This is a genomic window from Carnobacterium funditum DSM 5970 (genome assembly GCF_000744185.1).
Lineage (GTDB): Bacteria > Bacillota > Bacilli > Lactobacillales > Carnobacteriaceae > Carnobacterium_A > Carnobacterium_A funditum.
Map to the genome: position 1 here is coordinate 142053 of NZ_JQLL01000001.1, position 17744 is coordinate 159796.

12 protein-coding genes are annotated in these 17744 nt (G+C 34.4%); all 12 read left to right on the forward strand.

Features of this window, described 5'->3' with window-relative positions:
* The first annotated feature begins 390 nt into the window (after window positions 1-390).
* The 12 genes from BR44_RS00615 (at window position 391) to BR44_RS00670 (ending at window position 17727) form a co-directional block, all read left to right on the forward strand.
* Window positions 391-3792, forward strand: coding sequence for a GW dipeptide domain-containing protein (locus tag BR44_RS00615; protein WP_034549690.1), 3402 nt, complete (start codon window positions 391-393; stop codon window positions 3790-3792).
* Window positions 3793-3927: 135 nt separating this feature from the next.
* Window positions 3928-6783: a GW dipeptide domain-containing protein gene (locus BR44_RS00620; RefSeq protein ID WP_034549692.1), complete on the forward strand. Its 2856-nt coding sequence runs from the start codon at window positions 3928-3930 to the stop codon at window positions 6781-6783.
* A 232-nt stretch (window positions 6784-7015) separates the two neighbouring features.
* Window positions 7016-7984, forward strand: a complete 969-nt coding sequence (locus tag BR44_RS00625) for an LCP family glycopolymer transferase (RefSeq protein WP_051912406.1) — start codon at window positions 7016-7018, stop codon at window positions 7982-7984.
* A 168-nt stretch (window positions 7985-8152) separates the two neighbouring features.
* Window positions 8153-9163: a UDP-glucose 4-epimerase GalE gene (gene galE, locus BR44_RS00630; RefSeq protein WP_034549693.1), complete on the forward strand. Its 1011-nt coding sequence runs from the start codon at window positions 8153-8155 to the stop codon at window positions 9161-9163.
* Window positions 9164-9246: 83 nt separating this feature from the next.
* The gene (gene galU / locus BR44_RS00635; RefSeq protein ID WP_034549694.1) at window positions 9247-10131 is read left to right on the forward strand and encodes a UTP--glucose-1-phosphate uridylyltransferase GalU; all 885 of its coding nucleotides are present in this window, start codon (window positions 9247-9249) and stop codon (window positions 10129-10131) included.
* Between the two features lie 86 nt (window positions 10132-10217).
* Complete coding sequence (locus BR44_RS00640; protein WP_034549695.1) at window positions 10218-10844, forward strand: acetyltransferase; 627 nt, start codon at window positions 10218-10220, stop codon at window positions 10842-10844.
* A 5-nt stretch (window positions 10845-10849) separates the two neighbouring features.
* On the forward strand, window positions 10850-11995 hold the full coding sequence (gene wecB, locus BR44_RS00645) for a non-hydrolyzing UDP-N-acetylglucosamine 2-epimerase (protein WP_034549697.1): 1146 nt from the start codon (window positions 10850-10852) through the stop codon (window positions 11993-11995).
* A 446-nt stretch (window positions 11996-12441) separates the two neighbouring features.
* A complete protein-coding gene (locus tag BR44_RS00650; RefSeq protein ID WP_034549699.1) occupies window positions 12442-13182 on the forward strand; it encodes a YveK family protein in 741 nt (246 codons plus the stop codon).
* 11 nt (window positions 13183-13193) lie between these two features.
* The gene (locus BR44_RS00655) at window positions 13194-13892 is read left to right on the forward strand and encodes a CpsD/CapB family tyrosine-protein kinase (protein ID WP_034549701.1); all 699 of its coding nucleotides are present in this window, start codon (window positions 13194-13196) and stop codon (window positions 13890-13892) included.
* A gap of 12 nt (window positions 13893-13904) precedes the next feature.
* Window positions 13905-14672 (forward strand): tyrosine-protein phosphatase, encoded by a 768-nt coding sequence (locus tag BR44_RS00660; RefSeq protein WP_034549704.1) that lies wholly within the window; start codon window positions 13905-13907, stop codon window positions 14670-14672.
* A 20-nt stretch (window positions 14673-14692) separates the two neighbouring features.
* Window positions 14693-16564 (forward strand): polysaccharide biosynthesis protein, encoded by a 1872-nt coding sequence (locus BR44_RS00665; protein WP_051912407.1) that lies wholly within the window; start codon window positions 14693-14695, stop codon window positions 16562-16564.
* Window positions 16561-17727 (forward strand): nucleotide sugar dehydrogenase, encoded by a 1167-nt coding sequence (locus tag BR44_RS00670; RefSeq protein ID WP_034549706.1) that lies wholly within the window; start codon window positions 16561-16563, stop codon window positions 17725-17727. Before BR44_RS00665 ends, BR44_RS00670 begins: the two co-directional genes overlap by 4 nt.
* The last annotated feature ends 17 nt before the right edge of the window (window positions 17728-17744 follow it).

Sequence of the window (17744 nt, forward strand, 5' to 3'; positions counted from 1 at the left end):
ATAAAGAGCGATACTTATAACTAGTGAAGAGATTTTGTTTTAGACTGTAAACTCCTTTAATGTATGTTTAGTGTTTCTTTTCATCTTTGCTATAATACTGATGTGATAGTATCGGTTAGCTTATCACTTTTCATTCGGTTTCAAGGCTCTCATTTGAGAAAAAACTAAGGAGTTCAAAATAACGAATAAGATATAGAATCATAATAGAAAGCAAACAAGTTTCAAGAAAATCTGTGAATTATCCAAGGAAATATATAATATTTAAATATGTGACAAATGTTTGAATCGTTTAAATAAATTAAAATTGTGTGATGGAAAACGATGGTAATTTTTATTAAACAAAGATATAATAAAGTTATGTGAAAATTAATAAATACAAGGAGGATTTTTTTGGAAAACTGGAAGAAAAAGATACAAAAGGTCATTCAGGCAATACTTATTTTAAGTATGATAAGCCCAATTTTTTTAGCAACAGGTGTTTCAGCTGCAACAAGTCAAGCAATAATTGGTGAAAATATTGAGAAAGATAAAGTAAACCAAGATTTAAAATTGGAGGCAAGTACTAAAAGAGAATTAGATTTAAATATAGAAGAAAGTAATAACGGTATTAATGAAAAAGATTTACATAATAAGGATTCAAATGATAAAACAATAGAGGTAGAGACATCAAATGAGCCTAGTTCTGTACTAGATGCTCAGGAAGAAAGTAGTAACAATAACCCAAAAAAATTTTTTTCATTAAAAGAGAATAGAAATTTGGCTATTGTTATGATGGAGAATGAGACCGTATCTTCTAAAGATTCTATAATGAATAAATTTATTGCTAGAGTTTCACCAGAAGCTTCAAATGCTGCTATTGAATATAACTTGTCAGCATCAGTAATTATTGCTAATGCAGCATTGGAAAGTATATGGGGTACAAGTAGCCTAATAGAAGACTCAAAAAGCTTTAATTTATTTGGCATAAAAGCAAATGAAACAGATGAATTTGTACAACAATATGTGAAAAAAGAAAATAAAGAAAATGATATATTTTTTGAAAATGTTAATTTCAAAAAATATATATCGTTTGAAGAATCATTTCTAGATTATGTAAAGGAAGTACAAGTTAATTCTAACAGGGAAAATAAAAATATTTTTGAAAATACCACGAATCTAATTTCAAATCAATATACTGATAATGCAGAATACAAAATTATGCTAAATAATATTATAGATACATATAATTTGACAATTTTTGATGAACAATACTTAGATAACAATGTTAAAGCAACTTTAGAAACAAAAAGAATAGGTGATATGCAAGAAAAATCTGTTTTTTTAATGAATATGAAAAATATAGAAAGTATTAATTCCGAAAAAATAATAAGTTATAAAGCAAAAATCAATCGAAAAACAGATACCATTAATACTAAACCATATGGAACAAGTGGCTATACGATGATATCCACTTCAGCAAACTATTATGGTAAAGAAGTTAATATTACTAAAGAAGCAGTAACTCATCGAGCAACTTGGTCTTATATATCAGGTTTAGGTTGGATAGATAAAGCAGGTCTAGATGTAGAAAAAATTACGTCTATAACAGATACCAGTCATTATAGAAAAATAATTCGCAAAACAGATAGTATATCAACCGTACCTTGGGGTACAGAAGGTTACAAGGTTTTAGCAATATCTTCAAACTATTTAAATAAGCAGGTCAAAGTGGTTAAAGAAGCCAAAACTCGTCGTGCTACATGGTCGTTGATAACTTTAAATGGCAAAGAACTAGGATGGATTGATAAGAGTGGATTGACTGATCAAGATATGATATTATCTGAAAAAATAATGAGTTATAAAGCAAAAATTAATCGAAAAACAGATACCATTAATACTAAACCATATGGAACAAGTGGTTATACGATGATATCCACTTCAGCAAACTATTACGGTAAAGAAGTTAATATCACTAAAGAAGCAGTAACCAATCGAGCAACTTGGTCTTATATATCAGGTTTAGGTTGGATAGATAAAGCAGGTCTAGATGTAGAAAAAATTACGTCTATAACAGACACCAGTCATTATAAAAAAATAAGCCGTAAAACAGATAGTATATCAACCGTACCTTGGGGTACAGAAGGTTACAAGGTTTTAACAATATCTTCAAACTATTTAAATAAGCAGGTCAAAGTGGTTAAAGAAGCCAAAACTCGTCGTGCTACATGGTCGTTGATAACTTTAAATGGCAAAGAACTAGGATGGATTGACAAAAGCGGATTAACTAATCAAGATGTGATATTATCTGAAAAAACAATAAGTTATAAAGCAAAAATTAATCGTAAGACAGATACCATTAATACTAAGCCATATGGAACAAGTGATTACAAAACTCTTTCTAAATCAGGAAAATACTATGGTAAAAAAGTAAGTATTTCTAAAGAAGCAGTAACTGATCGTGCAACCTGGTCTTATATATCAGGCTTAGGTTGGATAGATAAAGCAGGTCTAGATATAGAAAAGGTTACAACAACAACAAACACGAATTATTATAGAAAAATAATTCGCAAAACAGATAGTATATCAACTGTGCCTTGGGGTACAGAAGGTTACAAGGTTTCAGCAATATCTTCAGACTATTTAAATAAGCAAGTCAAAGTGGTTAAAGAAGCCAAAACTCGTCGCGCAACATGGTCATTGATAACTTTAAATGGCAAAGAACTAGGATGGATTGACAAAAAGGGTTTATTAAATCAAGACATAATATTATCTGAAAAAATAATAAATTATAAAGCAAAAATTAATCGAAAAACAGATACCATTAATACTAAACCATATGGAACAAGTGGCTATTCAATGATTTCTACTTCAGCAAACTATTACGCTAAAGAAGTTAATATCACTAAAGAAGCAGTAACCGATCGAGCAACTTGGTCTTATATATCAGGTTTAGGTTGGATTGATAAAGCTGGTTTAGATGTTGAAACGATCATTTCTCAGAAAAATATAAATTATAAAGCACGGATTATACGTTCAACGGATACCCTTAATACAACTCCTTGGGGAATCGAAGGGTATAAAACTATAGCCTATTCAAAAAGTTATTTTAATAGTGAAATAACGGTCATCAAAGAAGCTAAGACTAGACGAGCTGCATGGGTATTAATTTCTTTCAAAGGCAAAGAACTAGGATGGATTGATATCAATGCAATAAAGAAAATATATCCATCTAAAAAAGTTGTTGTCATCGATCCAGGGCATGGAGGTAAAGATCCAGGAGCACAAGCTGGAGGTGTTAAAGAGTCAGATTTAAATTTAAAAGTAGCCAAAAAAATACAATTAAAACTTGTGAATTCTGGTTATGAAGTAATTATGACAAGAACAACTGATAAGTTTTTAGAACTATCAGAAATAGCCAAAATTGCAAATAAAGTAAATCCGGATATTTTTGTTAGTGTTCATACAAACTCCTTTAATAGATCAGCCAATGGAATTGAAACTTTTTCATACAATAAAGCTGGTAAACCAAATAATATTTTAATGGCTAACAATCCTAAGCGATTATTAAATAGTTCAATATTATCTCAAAGTATTCAAAATGCCCTAATAAAAGAGACTAAAGCATTTGATCGAAAAGCTAAAAAGGCAAATTTCCATGTTGTCAGAGAAACTGGAATGCCAGCAGTTTTAGTTGAAATTGGGTTTGTAGATAATGCTACCGAACGAAGGAAGTTAGTATCAAATTTCTATCAAGAAAAACTTGCTACAGGAATTATTCAAGGTATACAAACATATTTTAGCTCAGTTAAATAAGAGATGTTGAAAAGACAGTGATAGTTTCCCTTTGTCACTGTCTTTTTGATAAATATCTATTATAAGATTATGATTGATATTTTTTATAGAAATATATTAAAAAGTTTATACTAAAATAATAAGGAGGTTACATTTTTGAAACTAAAGAATATTTTATTTACGTTATCTAGTGTATTGTTATTATCAACATTAGTATCAACTGATGTTGTAATGGCTGTAGAAGGAATAAAAACTGATATAACACATAATGAGGCTGGAGATATTGGAAGTACTATACCTATAGATAAACTATACATAGATAACAATATAGCTAATAGTGAATATTCAAAATTAACAGAAGCGTTTTTTTATCAGACAAATTTAGAGCAAAGGACTGATGGAAAAGTTTTTTTATCTGGAACGTTACCAGTAGGAGAAAACATTTCACTCATTAATGAGAATAATAATGAAACCAGGAGTATCGATATCAATGATGAAGGTCATTTTGAAATAGAATACAGCGAGTTAATAAAATATGAAAAAATTAAATTGGTAAAAATAAATTCTGATAGTGAAAATGATCTAGAACAATTTAGTATAGAGGTTAGTCAATTTAAACCACTATTAATAAAATTGAAAGAACAACAAAAAGAATCTAAAGAAGCAGAAATAGAACCAAAACAAGAAGAGCCAAAACAAGAAGAACCAAAACAAGAAGAGTCAAAACAAGAAGAGCCAAAACAAGAAGAGCCAAAACAAAAAGAAATAAGCATAAATAAAAAAAAACTACTCGGAATTAAAGAAAAAAGCACATTTTCTTCAGCTTTATTAATGAAAGAAGAGATTAAAAGAGTCTCTGAAAATGGTATTTATACTGTAATGAAAGGCGATAATTTTAATGCCATCGCCAAAGATTTTAATTTATCCAATGTTCAATTAAAAATATGGAATGAGAAAATAAAAGATACTAGTAAAATCGAAATAAATCAAAATATAGTAGTATCAAGAAAAGGATATGAAAGTACGCTAAGTAATGCTGAAAAGTTAAAACTATCTGTTGCCACTACGAGTTTATTTTCAACTAATCAGCAATTTTTGGATTACATAAAACCTTATGCTGACAAAATTTCAGTTGCAAAAGGACAAGAAAAATTATATGTTTCACTTATGATGGGGCAAGCAGCTCATGAGAGTAATTATGGAAAAAGTGGATTAGCTTCTCCACCTTATTACAATTTATCTGGAGTGAAAGGTAGTTATAATGGAGAATATGTTAAGATGTGGACTTGGGAAGAAATAGAAGATGAAAAAGTCTATATTCTAGCTAACTTTAGAAAATATCCCTCTTACGAACAGTCATTGCAAGATTATGCAGCTAAGATGAGGAATGGGTTATCTTATGATACTTTAAACTATTCAGGAACCTGGATGAGAAATGCGAAGACTTATGAAGAATCTATAAAAGGATTGAGTAGCGGAACTTCTAGTTATGCAACTGATTCAGAATACTTTTCTAAAGTATTAGATGTTATTAAGATGAATGAATTGTATAAACTTGATTCTAATTACTATGAAAACATACAGTCTACTATGAATATTTCTTATGACGCGATTATTAACCGGGAAACAGACACAATTAACACCAAACCATACGGGACTGAAGGCTATCAGTACATTTCAAAATCTGACACGTATTATAGTAAACAAGTTATGGTAACTAAAGAAGCCAAAACAAATCGTGCAACTTGGTCATTAATTTCAATTGACGGCAAAGAGTTAGGTTGGATAGATAAAGCTGGGCTGGATACGTATGACCAAATCAAGAATACAAAAAACATTTCTTACTCAGCTAAAATCAATCGTTCAACAGATACAATTAACTCAATAGCCTGGGGAGCGATTAATAACAAAATATTAGGCAAAACATTGCCTTATATGAATCAAACCATAAAAGTGACAAAAGAAAGAGATACTGATCGTGCAATTTGGTCATTAATTTCAATCGATGGCAAAGAGTTAGGTTGGATAGATAAAGCCGGATTAAATACCTATGACCAAATCAAGGATACAAAAAATATTTCTTACTCAGCTAAAATTAATCGTTCAACAGATACGATTAACTCGATAGCTTGGGGAATAATTGATAATAAAATATTAGGCAAAACATTGCCTTATATGAATCAAACTATAAAAGTGACAAAAGAAAGAGTTACAGATCGCGCTACTTGGTCAATGATTTCAATCGGTGGAAAAGAATTAGGATGGGTAGATAAGAAATCCTTACTAATTGAAACGATTATTTCACAAAAATCAGTTTCTTATGATGCAATAATTAAACGAAAAACAGACACAATTAACAACAAACCTTACGGGACGGAAGGCTATCAATATATTTCAAAATCTGACACGTATTATGGTAAACAAGTTATGGTGACTAAAGAAGCCAAAACAAATCGTGCAACTTGGTCATTAATTTCAATCGATGGCAAAGAGTTAGGCTGGATAGATAAAGCTGGGCTGGATACGTATGACCAAATCAAGAATACAAAAAACATTTCTTACTCAGCTGAAATCAATCGGTCAACAGATACGATTAACTCAATAGCATGGGGAGCAATAAATAATAAAATTCTGGGAAAAACATCGAGCTACATGAATAAAACTGTAAAAGTAATAAAAGAACGAGTGACAAATCGCGCTACTTGGTCTTTGATCTCTGTAAACGGCAAAGAGCTAGGATGGGTAGATAAAAAGGGATTACTAATTGAACAAATAAAATCAAAAAAAACGGTTTCTTATAGTGCAATAATCAACAGAAAAACAGATACGATTAACACTAAACCTTATGGAACAGAAGGCTATCAGTATATTTTAAATTCTAAAAAATATTACGGTAAACAAGTAATTGTTAAAAAAGAAGCTATTACCAGTCGTGCAACGTGGTTATTGATTTCAATAGACGGTAAAGAGCTAGGTTGGATAGACAAAGCAGGTCTAATACTCTTAAAATAATAAAAGAGTTAAAACTAAGTAAATAAGATTTCCCTCAAAGAAAATTAATTATTTTTTTGAGGGTATTATTCTTCACAATACTTAATAGACTTGAACTACTTTGTGCGTAAAAAAATTTTATACAATTGCAAAGTACACTAAAGAAATAAATTGCAATTAGAAAAACTACTGGTACAATAAAGTGATAACGATTCGCAAGAAATAAAGAAGGAAAAACTAGGAGGAAAGATTCATGGCTGAGTCACGCTCAAGAGCGAGAAAGAATTCAAATAAAAGTCCCCAAAAAAAGAAAAAAGGACTAAAAATTGGGTTATTAATACTAGTTGTTTTATTAGCTATTTTCGGATTGTTCATCTGGAAAGTGTACAGTGATGTTACTGGGACAACTGAAAAAATCTATAAAAATGTTGATGATAAAGAAGAGGTCAGAAATAAACCAGTTAGCATCGATAAAAGTGAATCATTCTCAGTTTTAATGTTAGGTGTTGATACAGGAGACTTAGGTCGGACCGAACAAGGGCGTTCGGATACAATCATGGTCATGACAATCAATCCTAAAACAAATACGTCTAAGATTGTTAGTATTCCTCGTGACACATACACTGAAATTGTTGGCAAAGGAACGATGGATAAAATCAACCATGCCTATGCATTTGGTGGGACAGCTATGTCGATGAATACCGTCCAAAAATTATTAGACATCCCAATTGATTATTATGTGGAAGTCAATATGCAAGGGATTCAAGATATCGTGGATGCAGTAGGTGGTGTTGAAATCACTAGTCCGTTAACTTTTGATTATGAGGAGTACTCATTTACTAAAGGAGAGACTAAAATTTTTGATGGATCCAAAGCTTTAGCGTTTTCTAGAATGCGATATGATGATCCTGAAGGAGATTATGGTCGCCAAAAAAGACAGCGTCAAGTTCTTGAAGCAATCGTAAAAAAAGCCGCTACATTCTCAACGATCACAAACTATAAGGATGTATTAGGTACAATGGAAAATAATATGCAAACGAACTTAGCGTTTGAGGACATGGTAGACATTTTTAGCAAATACCGTTCCGCTGCTAGCAATATTGAACAAATTCAGCTAGCAGGTTCAGGTGTTATGTTGAATAATATATCTTATCAACAAATTTCTGATCAAGAATTAAATCGCGTTTCTACATTGTTAAAAGAACACCTTGAAATAGACTAAGATTTGAAAAAATGACAATGTAAGAATTGTCATTTTTTTTGCTAGAACTAAAGTTGGGTCAGGATAGGTAACTAATTTGAAATGATTAAGATTGTTATTTAGCTAGTTGTATATTATGATTGGCAAGTAAGCAATAAAACAGTAAATACAAATCAAAGGAGCGTTTAAATGGCTATACTCGTTACAGGTGGTGCCGGATATATCGGAAGTCACACAACCGTAGAATTATTAAATGCAGGCTATGAAGTTGTCATTGTAGATGACTATTCAAATAGTAAACCAGAAGTGTTAAATCGCATCAAAGAAATTACTGGAAAAGAGTTCAGTTTTCATGAAGTAAATATTTTAGATAAACCTGCTCTTGAAAAAGTGTTCCAAACACACGATTTAGAAGCAGTGATTCACTTTGCAGGTTATAAAGCCGTTGGCGAGTCAGTCGCTAAACCATTAAAATATTACCACAATAACTTAACCGGTACGTTTGTCTTAGCTGAGTTGATGGAGCAGTACAATGTGAAGAAGATGGTCTTTAGCTCTTCAGCAACGGTTTATGGCATGAATAACACGTCGCCGTTAACAGAAGACCTCCCACTGAGCACAACGAACCCTTATGGGACGACGAAAATGATGATTGAACAAATCTTGCAGGATGTGTATAAAGCCGATAATACGTGGAGTATGGCTCTATTGCGTTACTTCAACCCCATTGGTGCACACGAGAGTGGCCGGATCGGAGAAGATCCTAATGGCATTCCCAATAATTTGATGCCATTCATTACGCAAGTAGCTGTCGGTAAGCGTGAAAAATTAAGCGTCTTTGGCGATGACTATGATACACCAGATGGAACTGGGGTACGTGACTACATTCATGTCGTTGATTTAGCTAAAGGCCACTTAAAAGCTGTTGAGAAGGTATTAGAAACGGAACAAATCCAAGCATATAATCTAGGAACGGGTACAGGTTATAGTGTTTTAGATGTCGTCAATAACTTTGAAAAAGCGACCAATCAAAAAGTCCCTTACGCGATGATGGAAAGGCGGCCTGGTGATATTGGAACGTGTTATGCAGATGCAACAAAAGCTGCCGAAGAGTTAAATTGGAAAGCGACCTTGAACCTAGAAGAAATGTGTCGTGATTCATGGAAGTGGCAATCAGAAAATCCTAACGGTTATGAGTAAATAAAAAACGAATAAAATGAAAAAAGAACGTTGGCTTTTTGTTGACCTTCTTTTTTACATAAATAATTACTGGAGGAGCTCACATGCAAAAAGTTAGAAAAGCTGTTATTCCTGCTGCAGGATTAGGTACGCGTTTTTTACCAGCAACAAAAGCGATGGCCAAAGAAATGTTGCCAATCGTTGATAAACCAACCATCCAATTCATTGTAGAAGAAGCGATCGAGTCAGGGATTGAAGAGATATTAGTTGTGACTGGCAGAAGCAAGCGTTCGATTGAAGACCATTTTGATTCAAATTTCGAATTAGAACAAAATTTAGTCAGTAAAGAAAAATGGGATTTGTTGAAGTTAATTGAAAGCACCACTAAAATTAAATTGCATTTTATTCGTCAATCGCATCCTAAAGGCTTAGGAGATGCCGTTCTTCACGCGAAAAGTTTTGTCGGAAACGAACCGTTTATTGTTTTATTAGGTGATGATATAATGAAAGATGAAGTGCCCTTAACGAAACAACTGATGAACCGCTATGAAGAGACGGGCTCGTCTGTCTTAGCTACGATGAGAGTACCGTATGAAGATACGTCAAAATATGGGATTGTTGATCCAGCTAAAAAACTAGCAGAAGGATTGTATGAGGTTAAGCAGTTTGTTGAAAAGCCGAACGTGGAAGATGCGCCAAGTGATTTGGCTATTATTGGACGTTATCTCTTAACTCCTGAAATTTTTGAGCTGTTAGAAAAACAAGAACCAGGAGCTGGCAACGAAGTTCAATTGACCGACGCCATTGAAGCTCTTAACAAGACACAAAAAGTGTTAGCCCATGAATACAAAGGCATCCGCTATGATGTAGGGGATAAATTTGGCTACATGACAACCAGTATTGAATATGGACTAGAACACCCTGAAGTAAAAGAAAATTTAAAAAAGTATTTGATTCAATTAAGCAAAGAATTACGCGAAACGGAGTAAGAATGCAAAAGAAAGTGTGGTCAAAGGAAAATCGACTATGCTTTCTTTATGTTTGAGTACATAATCTCCAACAAGGAGTGAAATGAATGGAACAGATTTTAGTATATGGTCAAGGTGGACACAGTAAAGTGATTCAGATGATGATTGCTACTAGTGTCGGCCAAGAAGTTAGTTTGATAGCAGACGATGATAATAAAAAAGTTAATCCATCAGCCGCTATCAAAATGATTCAAGCCCAACAAATAGAAGAGTACCGCTCAGAATTTGATAGTGTGGTTATTGCTATTGGAACGAATAGGGTAAGAAAAAAAGTTGTTGAAAGTTGTCAGCAAGATAATTTTGCAACGGTTATTGATCCGACAGCAGTAGTAGCTAGCGATACGACTATTGGAGCAGGCACGGTCGTGATGCCGATGAGTGTAGTCCATCCTGCTACTAGAATAGGGAAACACTGTATTATTAATACAGGTGCAATTGTTGAACACGATTGCCTGATAGGAGATTATTCTCATATCTCTCCGGGCGCCGTCTTGACAGGAGCTGTACAAATAGGAAAAATGGTTCATATTGGGGCTAATGCCACCATTTTGCCAGGTATCCTAATTAAAGACAATGTAACAATTGGTGCAGGGTCAGTCGTCACAAAAAATGTTGAAGCCAATTGTGTAATGGTTGGTAATCCGGCAAGAGAAATAACCAAAGAAAGGAAGTAATCCTGATGAAAAAAATAAAAGTAATGACGGTTTTTGGTACAAGACCCGAAGCGATTAAGATGGCGCCATTAGTTTTAGAACTAAACCGTCGTTCAGAACAATTTGAATCAATAGTCGTTGTGACGGCTCAACACCGTCAAATGTTGGATCAAGTACTGGAGATTTTTACGATTCAACCGGATTATGACTTAGACGTTATGAAAGACCGTCAGACGTTGGCGCAAATTACCGCTAGTGTCTTGACGGGAATGGAAGAAGTCATGAAAAAAGAAAAGCCAGATATCGTGCTAGTACACGGCGATACCACAACAACATTTGCAGCCGGACTTTCAGCTTTTTATAACCAAGTGAAAGTGGGTCATGTAGAAGCAGGGCTAAGGACTTGGAATAAATATTCTCCTTTTCCAGAAGAAATGAACCGTCAAGTGACAGACGTCTTATCGGATCTTTATTTTGCTCCAACCAAAGAAAGCGCAGCAAACCTGTTAAAAGAAAATCACCCCAATGAACACATTTATATCACTGGCAACACTGCGATCGATGCGTTAAAAGAAACGATTCAAACGGATTACCACCATGATGTATTAACTAACATAAAGGATGGGCACCGCTTAATTTTAATGACCATGCATCGAAGAGAGAATCAAGGAGAACCAATGGAACGTGTCTTTCGAGCCGTTCGAAAAGTTGTGGATGCTCATCTGGATGTCGAAGTTGTTTACCCCGTTCATTTAAATCCTGTTGTTCAAGAAATAGCCCATAAAGAACTAGGCGGACACAACCGGATTCATCTAATCCAGCCATTAGATGTCATTGATTTCCATAATATAGCCGCTAAAAGCTACTTTATTATGAGTGATTCGGGTGGCGTGCAAGAAGAAGCACCTTCATTAGGTATACCAGTTTTGGTGCTAAGAGACACAACTGAACGTCCAGAAGGAGTAGCCGCTGGGACTTTAAGATTAATTGGCACAAAAACAAAGGATGTATTACAAGCAATGACCGAGTTAATAGACGTTCCAAAAGCGCATCAAAAAATGGCAGAAGCAACGAATCCTTATGGAGATGGTACTGCTGCTAAGCGCATTTTAGATGGGTTAGCTTATGAGTTTGGTCAAATTAACACAAAACCCGATGAATTCAAAAGTTAAAAGGAAGAACTGCTAGACCTAGCAGTTCTTTTTATTGGAATAAGGCATAATTAGTTAAGTTAGTATAGATTGTTCGCCTGTTTTAAACGTTTAATCAGGTCCTACCTATGACTTACCTGCGAAATCGATGAGTAGGGACAGTTTTTACTGCAACTCATTCAAAATCAAATTAAAATGAATGAGTTGAGGATTTCACTCCGCTAACTGCTCGCTTTTTATTGGGGAATCGATGAGTTGGTAAGTTTTTACTGCCCACTCGTCGATTTTAAACTTTTTTGTTAACGATTCATGGATGAATAGTTTGAATTCACCTTAAAAACGGTACCAACTTTACAATAAACAATTAAATAATATACCAATTTTAATTTACAGTATGTTATACTGTAAAAGTGTTTATTTTACAACCATGAAAATGAACGATTAAAAGAGTTATGTAGGAGGAAACCATGGAAGAAGAGATCAGTTTAGCGGAGTTATTTGCTATTTTAAAGAAAAGAATGACCATGATTATCAGCGTAGGGTTAGTGATGCTTATCTTAGCAGCTGGATTCACGTTTTTTATTGCAACGCCAAAGTATAGTTCGACTGCGCAACTATTAGTCAATCGCAAATCAGAGTCAACGGAAGGTATCCAATTGACGGACATCAATACAAATGTTCAAATGATCAATACATATAAAGACATTATCAAAGGTCCAGTCATTTTAAAACAAGTCAGTGGAAAGCTAGCATCAGATCTGACAACAGCACAACTATCAGAAAAAATTGAGATTACAACACAAGATAATTCGCAAGTTTTCTCATTGACGGTCACAGATGAAAGTCCTTTTGACGCAGCTGAAATGGCGAATGAAGTGACAACGACTTTCCAAAATGAAATTGGCAATATTATGAATGTCGAAAATGTGACCATTATTTCTGAGGCTATTCCAGAAGGCAATCAAATTTCGCCAAATAACCCTCTTAACTTAGTCATTGGTTTATTAGTTGGGTTGATGCTAGGTGTTGGAGCGGCATTCTTATTAGAGTTTATGGATAAGTCCGTTCGTGATGATCGCTTTATCACCGAAGAGTTAGGTTGGACAAGTTTAGGCAATGTTTCTGAAATGTCTGAATCTGAATTAGCTTCAAAAGTAGAGCCAGTCAAACAACAAAATAATACAAGAAGAGCTCATAGTAGAGTATAGAGGTGAAAAAGATGTTTGAAAAGAAACAAACTAAAAGAATTAGCGAACGCCCTAGCTTAATTACATTGACTCGACCAAGTTCCGTTATTGCCGAACAGTTTAGAACGATACGGACAAACATTCAATTTTCAATGGTGGATAGTGATTTAAAAACGATACTGGTCACATCTGCTGGTCCAGGAGCGGGGAAATCAACGGTTTCGGCCAACTTAGCTGTGACCTTTGCGATGCAAGGGAAGCGAGTATTAATAGTAGATGCAGATATGCGTAAACCAACTGTTCATAAAACGTTTAAATTACCTAACAATGATGGCTTGACAACTCTTTTGACTGAAAAAGATGTACAAATCGGCGACATTGCTCATCGGATGCAAACAGAAGGATTGTTCGTTATTACAAGTGGCGTTATTCCACCAAACCCTTCAGAGTTGTTAGCCTCAAAAAAAATGGGCCACTTAATAAAAGAGTTGGAAGAAGTCTTTGATTTAATCATCTTTGATATGCCCCCTATTGTCGCTGTTACCGATGCACAAGTGATGGCTAGCAAAGTTGATGGAACCATTTTTGTGATTAACAAAGGTGGAGCCGATAAAGAAATGGTTAAAAAATCAAAAGAGTTATTAGATATGGTGAATGCCAATGTGATTGGCGCTATCTTTAACCGAGTAGAGCTATCAAATGATAATGCTTACTACTATTACGGAGAATAGGGGAGAAGTCGAATGATTGATTTGCATTGTCATATTTTACCAGGCATCGACGACGGTGCAAAAACAATGGACGATTCTTTAGCAATGGCTCGTGTAGCGGTTGCTGAAGGCATTACTCACATCTTAGTCACACCACATTATAAAAATGGTCGCTGGACAAACGAAAAAGAGACTGTCTTACAAGGCATTGCGGCTGTTCAACAAGAATTAGATAACAGAGACATTCCATTAACCTTATTCCCTGGACAAGAAGTACGCATTGTCGGCGAATTAATGGAAGATATCTTAGCAAATAAAATTCAATTCATTGACGAAGCGAATCAATACCTTCTGATCGAGTTCCCGACTGCGACAATTCCCGCATTCACGGACTCTTTATTTTTTGAACTACAAAAAACGGGTGTAACTCCAATCGTTGTTCATCCAGAGCGAAATCACGCCATCCTAAATGATCCAACTAAGCTACTGAACTTGGTCGAAAAAGGAGCTCTAGCCCAGCTAACAGCTGGAAGCTATATAGGTAGTTTCGGTAAAAAAACTCAAAAGTTAAGTAAACAATTAATTGAAGCCAATTTAGTTCATTTTATCGCTTCAGATGCGCATAATATTTCAACACGCTCTTTTTATATGAAAGATGCTTATCAGAAATTAGAAAAAGAATTTGGCAAAGAGAAAGTTTCAGCATTCAAACAGGTAACGAAAGACTTAATTAATGGCGAGGTACCAACGATTCATTCACCAAAACAAATTAAACAATCAAAGTTCTTAGGACTATTTTAAAAACGAGAGAAGTGAAATCAGTGAGCCGAACGTTTAAAAAAAGTATTTTAGTCAGCTATGATAGTCTTTCAATTATTATCTCGAGTATCGCAGCGTATATCTTTTTGAATCCGTACATAATGTTATCTTTTAAGAATCTTTTTATCACAGTGAGTTTAATCCTTTTTGTGTACTTAACATTGGCCGTTTATTCCAAATTGTTTTCAAAAATTAATCGCTACACGAGTATCAAGGAATCAGTTGCTCTCGGAGGATGCATAACAGTTGCATATGTTATATCCGCCGGTATCTTTTTAATAATCAAGCAACCGGTCAGTTTTCGATTTACTGTCTTAGGGTATCTATTTTCAGCTGCTTTAATTATAGGAAGTAGAATAGGTTGGCGTATTTACCATGAGCACCATTATCGAAAGATGAATTTACATACCATTGAGCGACAAATTCCTACTTTAGTCATTGGTGCGGGTCAAGGAGGCAGTATTTTTCTTCGGAGTTTAAAAAGTGATAGCAATGATATAAAAGTAGTTGGTGTGTTAGACGATGATACATCCAAGCAAAACATGCTGTTGTATAATGTACAGGTTTTAGGCCGAATAGCTGATATTCCGTTATTAGTAAAACAGTATCGTATTGAACAAGTAACAATCGCTATCCCGTCATTAGACCCAAAAGAATACGAGCGTATCTTAGATTTATGTAACCAAGCAGCTGTAGCCGTCAACCAAATGCCTTCTATTGAAGATGTCTTGCGAGGAAAATTATCGGTTAGCCAATTTAGAGAAATCGATGTGGTCGATCTGTTAGGCCGAGCAGAAGTGAAACTAGATATGCATCAAATCTCGGCTAAATTAGCGGGTAAAACAATTTTAGTTAGTGGGGCCGGTGGGTCGATTGGTTCCGAAATTTGTCGTCAAATTGCGCGCTTTTCACCAAAACGGATAATCTTAGTAGGTCATGGTGAAAATTCCATTTATTTAATTGATAAAGAATTAAAAAACGCATATGGTAATTCGATTGAAATCATTCCTGTGATTGCAGATATCCGCGACCGTAAACGTATCTTCCATATTATGGCAGACTACAAACCCGACAGAGTGTATCACGCAGCCGCGCATAAACATGTACCGATGATGGAATACAACCCACGTGAAGCGGTCAAAAATAATGTTTACGGGACTAAAAACATGGCTGAAGCCGCAAAAGCTGCTGGGGTCAATAGTTTTGTGATGATCTCAACCGATAAAGCCGTCAACCCGCCAAATGTGATGGGCGCAACCAAACGGATTGCCGAAATGATTGTGACTGGTTTAAACGAACTAGGTAAAACAAAATTCGCAGCAGTGCGTTTTGGCAATGTCTTAGGTAGTCGAGGCAGTGTCGTACCATTATTCAAAGAGCAAATAAAAAATGGTGGACCCGTTACGGTGACCGATTTTCGGATGACGCGTTACTTTATGACCATTCCAGAAGCGAGTCGATTAGTGATTCAAGCTGGAGCTTTAGCCCAAGGTGGCGAAATCTTTATCTTAGATATGGGAGAACCCGTAAAAATTGTTGATTTGGCAAAAAAAGTTGTGAAACTAAGTGGCTTTACTGAAAAAGAAATTCCAATTACAGAGTCTGGTATCCGTCCGGGTGAAAAACTCTATGAAGAACTAATGGTTGATAGTGAACAAACAGAAGAAAAGGTTTTTGAAAAGATATTCGTCGGAAAAGTAACGGATATGCCAGTCGATAAAGTGATGGAATTTGTGGAGCATTTAGCTGACTGTACGATTGAGGAATTGAGAATAGAAATAATAGCATTCGCGAATGAAAAAATAATAAATGAACCTGAAGTTGATGGAAGTTATGATTATGAAGAAAATCAATTAGTGGGGGTACAAGAATGAAAATCACAGTTGTTGGAACAGGATACGTAGGTTTATCAAATGCTATTTTATTTGCGCAAAATAATGAAGTAAAAGCTTTAGAAATTGTTGAAGAAAAAGTTGATTTAATTAATCAAAAAAAATCACCAATCGTAGATAAAGAAATTGAAGAATATCTAGCAACAAAACAATTAAACTTACTAGCTACTACAAATAAAGAAGAAGCATACAAAGATGCAGAATATGTAGTCATTGCAACCCCGACGAATTACGATTCAAAGAAAAACTTCTTTGACACTTCAACAGTAGAAAGTGTGATAGAAGATGTACTAGAGTACAATCCAAAAGCAACAATGATCATAAAATCAACCGTGCCAGTAGGTTACACAAAAGAAATGAATGAAAAATATGCTGTTGATAATATTATCTTTTCACCAGAGTTTTTACGAGAAGGCAAAGCTTTATATGATAATTTATATCCTTCTCGTATTATCGTTGGAGGAAAGTCTGAGAAAGCCCAGAGATTTTCAGAACTATTAGTTGAAGGTGCCATAAAAGAAAACATTGATGTCTTATTAATGGAGTCAACTGAAGCAGAAGCTGTTAAGTTATTTTCGAATACTTACTTAGCATTAAGGGTGGCCTACATTAACGAACTCGATACTTATGCTGAGATGCGTGAGTTAGATACGAAATCAATTATTGATGGAGTCAGTTTAGATCCTAGAATAGGGGCACACTACAATAATCCATCATTTGGCTACGGTGGTTATTGTTTACCAAAAGATACTAAACAATTATTAGCAAACTATGAGGATGTACCCAATAATATTATTGGAGCCATTGTTGATGCCAACCGAACTAGAAAAGATCATATAGCAGCAATGATCATAAAAAAACAACCTAAAGTCGTTGGAATTTATCGTTTAACCATGAAATCTGATTCAGATAACTTTAGATCTTCTTCTATCCAAGGTATTATGAAACGGATTAAAGCAAAAGGAATTGAAGTAGTTGTCTATGAACCCGTATTAACAGAAACAACATTCTATAATTCAAAAGTAATTGAAGATTTGAATGAATTTAAGCTTGTTTCAGATGTCATTGTTTCAAATCGTTATGAAGAGGAACTAAATGATGTGATAGAAAAAATTTATACAAGAGATTTATTTCATAATAATTAGAATACAAAAAAATATTA

What these genes read in the sequence shown, in the direction of transcription:
- BR44_RS00625 (WP_051912406.1), top strand. Translation starts at nt 7,016, where the DNA reads ATGGCTGAGTCACGCTCAAGAGCGAGAAAGAATTCAAATAAAAGTCCC.
- galE (WP_034549693.1), top strand. Translation starts at nt 8,153, where the DNA reads ATGGCTATACTCGTTACAGGTGGTGCCGGATATATCGGAAGTCACACA.
- galU (WP_034549694.1), top strand. Translation starts at nt 9,247, where the DNA reads ATGCAAAAAGTTAGAAAAGCTGTTATTCCTGCTGCAGGATTAGGTACG.
- BR44_RS00640 (WP_034549695.1), top strand. Translation starts at nt 10,218, where the DNA reads ATGGAACAGATTTTAGTATATGGTCAAGGTGGACACAGTAAAGTGATT.
- wecB (WP_034549697.1), top strand. Translation starts at nt 10,850, where the DNA reads ATGAAAAAAATAAAAGTAATGACGGTTTTTGGTACAAGACCCGAAGCG.
- BR44_RS00650 (WP_034549699.1), top strand. Translation starts at nt 12,442, where the DNA reads ATGGAAGAAGAGATCAGTTTAGCGGAGTTATTTGCTATTTTAAAGAAA.
- BR44_RS00655 (WP_034549701.1), top strand. Translation starts at nt 13,194, where the DNA reads ATGTTTGAAAAGAAACAAACTAAAAGAATTAGCGAACGCCCTAGCTTA.
- BR44_RS00660 (WP_034549704.1), top strand. Translation starts at nt 13,905, where the DNA reads ATGATTGATTTGCATTGTCATATTTTACCAGGCATCGACGACGGTGCA.
- BR44_RS00670 (WP_034549706.1), top strand. Translation starts at nt 16,561, where the DNA reads ATGAAAATCACAGTTGTTGGAACAGGATACGTAGGTTTATCAAATGCT.